We start from the raw sequence: 9585 nt of genomic DNA, 5'->3' as shown, positions 1-9585 counted from the left end.
TAGTCAAACACGTGGGGCAAAAAGTCAGGATGAATCCCTTTGCCGGTGTCTTGCACTTGAAGTTGAGCATAGGCGTCAACTTGCTCTAGGGTGATGGCGACTTGCCCACCCGCCGGGGTGAACTTAACCGCATTGGAGAGCAAGTTCCAAATTACCTGCTGGAGCCGGTTGGTGTCGCCTAAAACCTGGCCTGCGATCGCATGCAGCGTGGTTTGAATGCGAATCCGTTTGGCTTCAGCCGCCAGGCGCACGGTTTCAGCCGCCGCTTCAATCGTAGTGACTAAATTTACTGGAGTAACGTTCAACGTCAGCTTGCCCTGCAAAATGCGGGAAACATCGAGCAAGTCTTCGATCAGCTGAGCCTGGAGTTTGGCGTTGCGCTCAATGGTTTCTAAGGCTTGGTCAGTTTTGGTCGCATCTAGCTGCCTACTGCGCAATAGTCTGGCCCAGCCCAAAATGGGGTTCAGGGGCGATCGCAACTCATGGGACAAGACGGCTAAGAACTCATCTTTGATGCGGTTAGCGGTTTGTGCTTTGGTGCGATCACGCTGAGCCGCCTGGTAGAGCTGAGCATTTTCGATTGCCAGGGAAGCCCGGTGCGCCAATTCTTCGGCGAGCTGCAAATCTGCGGCGGTGTAGCGGCGACCCGACTCAGCCGCGATGAACGAGATCACGCCGATCACCTGGTCTTGGGTACGCAGGGGCACCGTCATCACTGAGCTAAAGCCCACCTGCCGCAAAATCTCTAAATGCTCAGGGTCTTTGGCAGCGTGAACCAACAACTCATCGGGAATTTCAGGCACCAGGTCGGGTTGCCCGGTGCGCAGGGTTAGGGCGGCACCGCGTTCTGCATCGGTATCTAGGGGATACTTGTCTCGAATCTGGTAAGCCCATTCCAGCTTAGCCGGATCAACGTGCGCTACGGCAATTTGGTCGACCGCGCCATTCTCTTCCACGATGTGAACGGTGCACCAGTCGGCCAGTTTTGGGACGGTGAGCTGGGCAACTTTCTCGAGGGTGGTTTGGTAGTCTAAAGAAGACGCCAGCACGGCGCTCGACTCAGCTAGAAACCGTTGGGCGCGCTCTAGATTGACGCGCTCGGTGACATCGACAACATAGGCTAAAAGTCGTTCTACCCGCTGATTTGAGTCAACCATTGGCAGATAGTGAACGTTGTAGTAGCCAGGGCTGCGATCGTCACGACTAGGAATATTGACGGGTAGGCTGGGCGAGACAAACGGCTCACCCGTGGCATAAATCTGGCCAATGACTTCAACGACGGCGGGATCAGATTGACCAAATAGCTCCAGAACGGACTTACCCAAGTGATGCTCACGGGATGACCCATTGATCTCAGCCAGGGCGTCGTTGATGGCAATAAATCGCTGCTCACCGTCCAGTAGCGCCAGCCCAACCGGGGAGGCATCAACCAGGGTGGCCAGTTGCTGCTGGGCGGCTTCGGCCTGAGCTCGGGCCAAGCGTTCTCGCTCGAGCAGCTGTTCTCGCTCTTGCTCGGCGTGCTTGCGGTCAGTAATGTCGATGACAGCGCCGATAGATTGCTTGGGATGGCCTTGGCCATCGTAAGAAAACTGCCCCCTGGCCTCGACCCAGCGAATGGTCCCATCGGGCCAGCGCAGTCGATGTTCGTGATAGTACTCGGTGCGCTCCTGAATCGCCTGCTGGAGCTGGGCTGCCGCGGTTGGTAGGTCATCGGGATGGACGCGGCTGGCCCACAGCTCGTAGCTCGGTACGCATTGGTCGGGCTCGAAACCCAGGATAGTGAAATGCCCCGCCGACCAACGCATTGTATTGGCCTGCATGTCCCATTCCCAGGTGCCCATGCGGCCAATGTTGAGGGCGAGCTGTAGCCGCGCTTCGCTCTCGCGCAGGTCCGCTTCTGCCCGCGATCGCTCTACCGCCAGCCAAGTTTTTTCGGCAATGCGCTCCAGCAGAGCTACATTGTCTGTTGTCCAGGCGCGAGGTGCTATGTGGTGGAGCACCAGTAGGGCAACGAACCGCCCGCTCTTCACCAAGGGCACGCAGAGCAGCGATTGGGTCTCAATGGCGGCAAAGGCCGCCGCTCCGGCACCAGCGGTGCGGGGGTCGCAATTGACATCGTCGACCACAACGGTTTTGCCCTGCTTCAGCTCGGCAATGATCTCAGCTCCGAAGGAATCCATGTGGTGCTTACCCACAACGCTGATGACGCCGTTGCAGTAATCGCGATCGACGATTACGTGTTCTTGGGCGGCATCAATTTCACCATAGGCACAGCGCGTGACGTTGAAATGTTTGCCGGTGGCGCTAACGACTCGCCAGACAATTTCCTCTGAGTCTTGCAGGGTGCGCGCGGCATCGTTCAGCTCAATCAAAAACTGCTGCTGCTGTTCTTTGCGCTGGAGTTCTGCCAGTAGGGCCTCGCGATTGGCTTCGATGTGCTTGCGCTCGGTAATGTTGAGCGAAACCCCGGCCACGCGCACCGCTTGCCCAGATTCGTTGAGGTAGGCCTGCCCCTGAGCCTTAAGCCAGCGCACCTCACCGTCGGCAGCCATCACTCGATACTCTTGGGCGAAAGACTGGTCCCCCGCGACGGCCTGCTCAGTCGCTTGCCTGAGCAGCGGCCGATCGTCTGGGTGGATGAAGGCCTGAAACTCGTCTGCGGTGCCCACCTGCATGCCCCAAATTTCTTTGGCATTGGGAGAACAGACGACCTGATCCGTTTCTACATCCCAATCCCAGGCGACCATTTGGGCCGACGAGAGAGCTAGCTGTAGGCGCTCTTCGGTCTGCCGTAGGTTTGCCTCAATTTGCTTGAGGCGGGTCACATCTTGAAACATGACAATGCCGATCGCCGCGTGCCCATACATGGCGGGCAGGGTTTCTCCCCAGCAGAGGGTAGCCCGAATGCCGCCGGGGGTATGCCAGTTCATCTCGAGGTTCTGTAACTGCTCCCCACGGGCAAGGAGCACGGCGGGCATTTGCTCGGTGGCAATGCGATCGCCCTGGGCATCGGTGCAGTAATAGGCGTTGGTATATTCCTCTAGGGGTTTGTGTTTAGGTAGATCTCCCCCGGCTAACTCATTGGCAATTCGGTTGGCAAAAACGACTTTGGCGGTTTCTGGGTCAATAAAGGCGGTTGGCGTTGGCATCAAATCGAGAACGGCTTCTAACCATTTCTGCTGGTTTTCGAGATGTTCGGCCTGCTGCCTGAGGAGCCTTTCGGTTTGCTGACGTTCGGTGATGTCTTGAAGCACTACGGCGGCCGCCGAAATTTGCCCTTGCCTATCCAAAATTGGGGCTGAACTGACGCTAATTACGGTCCGCTGCCCGTCTTCCTGGCGCAGCTCCATCTCCTCATTGGTAATAACTTCACCAGCTCTCAGCGATCGCGGCAGGGGAAATTCATGGGGCTCATATTTTTGCCCATCGGGGCGAAACGCGTCAAAGGGAGTGAGAGGGACATAGTCCTCTAGTTCGGAGGACGGCTCGTAGCCATATCCCAAAATTTGTTTTGCTTGCTCATTGGCTAGGATCAATTTGTTAGACGTGGCCTCGGCAATCAAGACGCCCGCCGGCATCTGCCGTAGCACCGCTTCAAACTGGGCGCGTTCTGTTTCCAAATCGCGGAGTAATTGTTCCCGTTCTACCTCGGCTTGCCTACGGTTGGTCATATCGCGAAAATAAACCGCGAGTCCCTCAGGGGAGGGGTAAGCTTTTACCTCCAGCCAGCACTGAACGGGCTCACCAAACTCTTCCCAGGCCACCGGAACTTGCTCAGCGATCGCTCGGTGCATGGCCTCGTAGGCTACCCCACCCACCACCTCAGGAAAAACGTCGTTCCAAACATGTTTGCCAATCAGGTCTTCCGGGGCTTTGCGCAAAATTTGGGCCGCTGCCTGGTTGACGTAGGTGTAGTGCCACTGGCGGTCAAAGGTCACAAATGCATCGGTGATGCTCTCTAAAATAGCGACGACTTTAGGCTCTATCGCCCGATCGGCTTGACCTGGCGTGTGGGCTAACTGCGCCTCTAACGCCTGGTTCTGCTGCTGTGGCTCAAGCAGTTGGTTTTGCAGCTGAGCGATCTGAGAATTTTCTCCATAGTCGTGGGTGGTAGACTCCGCCTCTAAACTACGGGCGAACTGTTCGATCACTTCAGAGCGAGAGATACCCCGTTGCTGGGCCGCTTGCTCGAGCGATCGCCAAGCTGTTTGGGTTAGGGATAGGCAGAATCGATGTTTGGTCTCTCGCTCCCAGTTGTTCACAAACTTTCCGCTCGCGTTGCGTTTCATTGAAGATGGAGCCGTATGCATAAACGGTAAATCCATTCAACTAGACTTTGGCGGAAATATAAATCGTCCCCAAGACAGACGTTTTAATTTAAGCAAGACTTGTCTAGTACGTTCTCCAAAGTGTGAAACCTCAAGAATTGGTTGCCATTATTAGTAAGCTCTCACAAGCGCTCACTTAAGTTGACCACAACTGCAATAAATTCAGCGGGCTCCACTGGCTTAGGGACGTGGGACTGAAAGCCTGCCGCCAATGCTTTGATGCGGTCTTCTGTACGTGCGTAAGCGGTGAGAGCAATGGCTGGCATTCTGCCTCCCTGTTCTGGCGTCAAGGCGCGCACTTGTCGCATCAGCATATACCCATCTACCTCGGGCATGCCAATGTCACTCACCAAAATGTCAGGTCTTTGCTCTGACGAGCTTTGGGTAATGGTCGCCAATGCTTCCTGTGCCGATGTCACAACGGTGACCACGGCCCCGCTTTGCCTCAATAGTGTGGCTAGGAGCTCTCGGGCATCAGCTTCGTCATCGACAACCAAAACCTTTATCCCAGCCAAGCTAGGCGCATCGATGAAAGGAGCCGTATCGCTGACAGCCGGATGCACGCGTTCAGTAGCGGTTGGTTCGGGGCGAAAGATCGTAATAGGTAGATTGACCATGAAAGTCGTTCCCTTACCTTCACCCGCACTCGCCACCTGAACCTGTCCGCCATGGAGTTCAACCAAATGGCGCACAATCGCCAAGCCCAGCCCCAACCCACCATGAGTTCTAGTGGTGGTACTATCCGCTTGCTGTAAGCGATCAAATACATAGGGTAAAAACTCGGGGCTAATACCCTGCCCGGTGTCGCTGACGGTGATCTCAACGTGTGAATTAATGCGCTCTAAGCGAAGTTGAATGCGGCCGTCTTTCGGTGTGAACTTCACGGCATTGGACAACAAATTCCAAAACACTTGCTGCAGCCGGTCTGGGTCGCCAGAAACGGGACCCGCAGCCGGGTCTAAAAGACTTTGCAGGCGAATGCCCTTGGCTTCTGCGGCTGGTCGAATCGAATCGAGCGCCGCCTCAAGCACCGAAACAAGCGCAACAGGGCGAACATCTAGGCGAAGTTTGCCGGTAATGATCCGAGAGACATCTAACAGGTCATTAATCAACTGGTTTTGCGCTCTGGCATTGCGCTCAATCGTCTCGATCGCTCGCTGCTGAGTAGCGTCATCCAGTTGTTTCTCACGCAGCATGGTCGCCCAACCCAACATCGCATTTAGGGGTGTCCGCAATTCATGGGAAACGGTGGCGAGAAACTCGTCTTTTAATCGATTGGCCTGGGCTAAAGCCTCCGCTTGTTGACGCAGTAAGACCTCAACCTGCTTACTTTCTGTGAGATCTAAAACAAAACAAACCCAAGCCAGCTCGTCGCTTTCGAGCTGTGCGGCTCCCAGCAAAATAGGCACATGGCTGCCGTCCTTGCGGATGTATACCTTTTCAAACGGGGCGCAACTACCGGTGCTGGCGAGTTCCTGTAAGACTTGCTCGTCCTGTTGACGGTATTCTGGTGGTGTCATTTCACCCCAGTTCATCAAGCCCTTTTGCAAGTCTTCACGGGTGTAACCCACCATTTTGAGGAAGGCATCATTCGCCTCCAGAATAGTGCCGTTAGGTGCGGCCAAAAGAACGCCAATAATATTGGCTTCCACCAGGCGGCTAAAGCGGGCTTCGCTTTTCTTGAGGGCAATCTGTTGGGTTGTTAAATCTTCTGCTAGAGCCTCGGCTTGCCGCCGGGCCACAACTTGAGTGGTGACCTCAAAGCCAAAGGTGATAATTCCTTCTACCGCACCGTTAACGTCGAAGATCGGCTGGTAGACAAAGTTGAAAAACCCTTCCTCGAGCGTGCCATTGCCTTGACGATCCAATCGAGCCGCTACTTCATTGCCTACAAACGCTTCTCCTGTTTCAAACACCTGATCCAGCAGTTCAAAAAAACCTTGTCCTTCTATCTCAGGGAAGGCTTCCCGCACTGTGCGTCCAATTAGTTCACGCTGCCCCACCAATTGCGAAAAGAGCGGATTAGCAAACTCAAAGATATGCTCAGAACCACGATCGATACAGATAGAAGCCGGAGCCTGAACCAAGAGCGAATGCAGCCGATTGCGCTGCACCTCTGCTTCGGCTCGGGCCGCTTGTTCTCGCAGTAGCGATTGGTGACGTTCAGCTTCTGCTTGCTTACGTTCAGTAATATCCCGAGAAATGACTACTACAGCGTTGGTTGATGAGTCTGTACTTAGCGGCGTAAGAATGTATTCGTAGGACCGTACCCCATTGTCTGTGACAAAGTCAGTTTCACTTTTGAGCGATCGCCCGGTAGACATCACCTGCTTTCGCTGGGCGTCTACTGGCTCCATCAGCGCGGCGGGCAAACCAATGTCGCGCCATGTTTTGCCCAGCAAGTCATCGGGTGAAAGACCGAGTACCTGGGCAGCACCATCGCTGACATAGCCATAGCGCCCCTCTTGGTCAAAAATGTAGATATGATCGACGGACGCGGAAAAGATGGCCGTTAAGGTCTTCGCCTGTGCCTGCGACTGCATGGCAAGCTGCCGATAGTCTGCCTCACTGCGCTGTAGCTGTGACAACGTGCGCTCAAGCCGCTGCTTGGCCACCCGCAGTTCGCCAGCGAGGACACTGATGAGCACGCCTTCTAGCAAAAATAGACTCAGCCGCAAGCCGCTGGACCAGTTGAGAGAGAGAGAATAAAGGGGCGGGATAAAGTAGTAGGTGCTAATCAGCCCGGACAACGCAGTGGCGACCAGTCCTGGACCCAAGCCGCCAGACCAAGCGCTGACCATGACAGCGCCAAAGAATAGCAGGAACGGACTCTGAGTCATAGCCAGCGTAGGGTTCAGCAGCAACATCAGCAGGGCTGCTAATAAAACGCTGAGACTAGCGATGCCATAGCGCGATAGTGGAGAGCGGGTCAGATTTGGCATCTTCTTGGTTGAAGTCACGTCGCGGAGCAATCTAGCGGAAGCAGGTCGAATGGCTAATCCCCAGAGACTCACAAACAGATGATACCGGTCGCTCGGGACTCAGTCGGTAAGTTTATACCTGCAAGCGGGTCAGCTCCACCGACTAAGCCACCTAGCCGATTGCATCCTGCCCCCGCTACCACTCCCCTCCGTCCCGGGCACCCTAACCCCAGCAGCGAGTTCCTGAAACGTCCCGTAGATGCACCCTAACCCCCACCGGCACCGCTGGCCCGTGGGGGTTTTGCTTAGACACCATAAGCAAGTTAGTTAGCGATGTGGACGCCTATGAGCTTTGAGGAATGGCCCGTTGATTGTGCGATGTGGATTGGCAACGATAGTAGGCTGGGCTTCTACCTACTCTGGCTGGTGGGCAATGCTGTGCTGACAGCGATGCCCACATCTTCTTGTTCCTTCCAAAGTCCCGAATTTCTAATCTTCGTTGCCTAGTTGCCTGCGCGCGCAGATAGCCGGGTTGCCCATCCCTGACTTCTGAGTGAAGGTCATCAAAACAAAGCCCCCGGCGATCGCCAGGGGCAGATGTGAAATTCCATTTACGCCAAATAGCTTACCCCTGCTACCACCCCTACTGACGAGGGCATCCTAGGCAGTAACGGGCAGAAGTCCTGAATCGTAGATGCACCCTGAGAACTAAACCCCCACCGGTACCGTTAGCCTGTGGGGTTTTTTGTTTGGCCTTTGCGAGATTGCACTACAGCAGGCTCAATTGCTGCACCCTGGGCTGTCCTACTCCATCGAGTACTGCTGGCCTGAGATCGCTCAGGTACCCTTTCCAATCAGCCCCAGAATCAGCATCGACGTGACCATATTTATAGCCCACCTTGCTCACCATTCCAGTGCGGCCATCGGGCAAAACAATGCGATCGCCGTAGGCAAAATCGTGGGGGTTGAACTGGTGCAATTCGAGTGGGGTGTAAGGGCATTGCCAGGTCATTTCTGTTACTCCTAAATAGCGGTGTAGGGTAGTCGGTGCTGCTGTCTTGTGGCCGTCTTGTAGGCGTCTTGCGGCTGTCTCGTGGGTTGTCTCGCAAGACCCTCACAAGACAGCCCACAAGACAACGAGACACCGACAAGACAAGGGCTCCAGGGTTTTTGTCTTGTGGGCAAGACAGTCATGAGACAGCGTAGCGGGGCGGATTCTCAGGGAGGCGATTGATAAAGCCCTCGTGCGCCATCCTCTCTAATTTTTGCTCCAGTGCTTTGGTGTCTACCCCGTCCTTGAGTGCCCGGTGCTTTTGCCTGATTTGGGACGCTAATAGAGGCTCGTTAGCCTTGATCAAAACCTCCCTAATAATGGCAACCTCATCATTTGAGCTGTCGGCAGAGTAGGCTGACTCTAGCCCCTGGTTGTTGGCTGGTTGCCCCAGATCTAGGGTGGGCACCTCGACGGCGATCGGGGTGTTTTTCTGGCCAGGGTAATAGACGTTTGCCTTACCCGATGGCATGGCCTTACCCCCAGGGCCCACGATCGCCGATAGCTCAATTTCAAGTAGGCTTTGGTCGCGCTGTTCAGCTACGCCTGACTTCCCACCCAGCGAGGTTAGTGTACGACCGTGAGCGACGTAGACGGCAAACATATTGACCTTGCGCAGGTCGCTCATCGAGCTGCCAAAAAACTGGGCAGCGTTGGGGCAGTGCTGGGCCCAGTTGGTAAACTCCTCAGTCAACAAAGTATGGGGTTTGGGGTTGAAATTAGGCTTAGTGCTCAAGACCTGGTAGCGGCTTTTCACCAGGTCAGCAAAGGCCACCAGGCGATCGTCGCAGGCTTGATAGTTCATGCCAGCGCCATAGAGCGGTAACCCCTCCCAGGCTCCGTAGGCGGCATGGGGGTCTAGAATTTCGCAGTGGTGTCCAGCGGCGATCCGCTGCTGAATCAGCCAATGGGCCAGGGTGCTTTTGCCGCTACCTTGGGGGCCGTAGATAAGGATTGTGGGATAGGCGAGGCAATCTTGCAGGATGCCGGTTGCCGTGGGGGCGATCGCCACCTCATCCTCATCCCACTGCTGGGGGCCGCTAGGAGTAGCCGCTACAGGTAAGGCATTTAGGCGGGTGCTGGGGCCAATGGGTGCAGGTAGCGACACGCCATCCTCTGGCGCTGCTGGGGGCAGTTGTGGCGGGGCAGCCGGCGCATTCTTGCCCAGTAGGCCCAGCGACTTAGCCAGCTTTTCAGCCTCGTCTGAGAGGCGCAGCTCCCGAGCGATCGCCTGGGCCAGTTCTGCCTGCACTCGGTCGGTGCCGACATCGGCTTGGTATTTGCG

General features: G+C 55.6%; 4 protein-coding genes. All 4 read right to left on the bottom strand.

Annotation, left to right across the window (positions count from 1 at the left end):
- Positions 1–4289 (bottom strand): PAS domain S-box protein (locus tag H6F59_RS00020; RefSeq protein WP_190694066.1); only part of this gene is annotated, 4289 nt, incomplete at its 3' end.
- A 161-nt stretch (positions 4290–4450) separates the two neighbouring features.
- Positions 4451–7288: a PAS domain S-box protein gene (locus H6F59_RS00015; RefSeq protein WP_190694065.1), complete on the bottom strand. Its 2838-nt coding sequence runs from the start codon at positions 7286–7288 to the stop codon at positions 4451–4453.
- Positions 7289–8018: 730 nt separating this feature from the next.
- Positions 8019–8261 carry a hypothetical protein gene (locus H6F59_RS00010; protein WP_190694064.1) on the bottom strand — a complete coding sequence of 81 codons (243 nt, stop codon included), beginning with the start codon at positions 8259–8261 and terminating at the stop codon, positions 8019–8021.
- Between the two features lie 178 nt (positions 8262–8439).
- A partial coding sequence (locus H6F59_RS00005; RefSeq protein ID WP_199325432.1) for an ATP-binding protein occupies positions 8440–9585 on the bottom strand: 1146 nt, incomplete at its 5' end.

The sequence above is a fragment of the Nodosilinea sp. FACHB-141 genome (genome assembly GCF_014696135.1).
Classification (GTDB): domain Bacteria; phylum Cyanobacteriota; class Cyanobacteriia; order Phormidesmidales; family Phormidesmidaceae; genus Nodosilinea.
Note: the sequence above shows the minus strand (reverse complement) of the source record. Positions and strands in the feature narration are given on the sequence as shown.